General features: G+C 37.5%; 1 protein-coding gene. It reads left to right on the forward strand.

Going from position 1 to position 1,080, the window contains the following annotated elements:
• Positions 1 to 743 (forward strand): hypothetical protein (locus tag ACY9Z2_RS18870; RefSeq protein ID WP_463611223.1); only part of this gene is annotated, 743 nt, incomplete at its 5' end.
• Between the last annotated feature and the right edge of the window lie 337 nt (positions 744 to 1,080).

Here is a 1,080-nt window from a genome sequence, read left to right on the forward strand (position 1 = left end):
GCAACACAAACGTTGATCTTGAAGGAACAACAGATGTGAATGTAAATGCTGACGTTGAGGCAACAGAAGAAGAGTCTTCTGAAGCAAACGTAGACACATCAGCAAATGTGGATGCTAATGCAGATGTCGAAGGAAACGTAGATAATGTAATAGACATTGACGAAAATGCTGAAGAAAGCAACACAAACGTTGATCTTGAAGGAACAACAGATGTGAATGTAAATGCTGACGTTGAGGCAACAGAAGAGGAATCTTCTGAAGCAAACATTGACGCATTAGCAAATGTGGATGGTAACGTAGCACTAGGTCTTAACCTAGACAATGTACTAAACATTGATGAAGAAGAATCAAATGAACTAAACAATGAAACAGCAACAAATGTAGTAGGAAATGTAGCACTTGGCCTTAGCCTAGACAATGTACTAGACATTGAAGAAGAATCAAATGAACTAAACAATGAAACATCAGCAAATGTAGCAGGAAACGTAGCCCTAGGTCTTAACCTGGACAATGTATTAGACATTGAAGATGAAGGATCAAGTGAATTAAACAATGAAACGACAACAAATGTAGCAGCAAATGCAACACTAGGTCTTAGCCTAGACAATGTACTAGACATTGAAGAGGAAAATTCAGAAGAGAGCAACACAAATGTTGATCTAGAAGAAACAACAAATGTGAACCTTGATGCAGATCTAGACTTAGAAGAATCAACTGAGACAGAAACAATTGCATCTATCTAATAACAATGAGGGCGTTCCTGATAAGGAGCGCTCTTTATTTGAATTAAGGTGATTTTTTTAAATTGAATAAATTTCACAGTAATAAATTTTTCGGTACGATGAAATTACTTTAGTACAAAAAGCAGTATTTAAGCTAGATGAGTTCGATTAGATTTGAATGTTAAATATACATACGGCATAAATCACATAGTTCCGGAACAAACTATAATTAGGAGGTGCACTTCGTGGATGATACTCCCCATGGATAAATCCAAGGGTTTCAGTGGAATACAGGTAATGCCTTGCATTGTCCGACTGAGGGGCGACCACAAGCCCCCTTACACATCAGGCATATAGC

The organism is Virgibacillus sp. GM2-2, assembly GCF_055329585.1.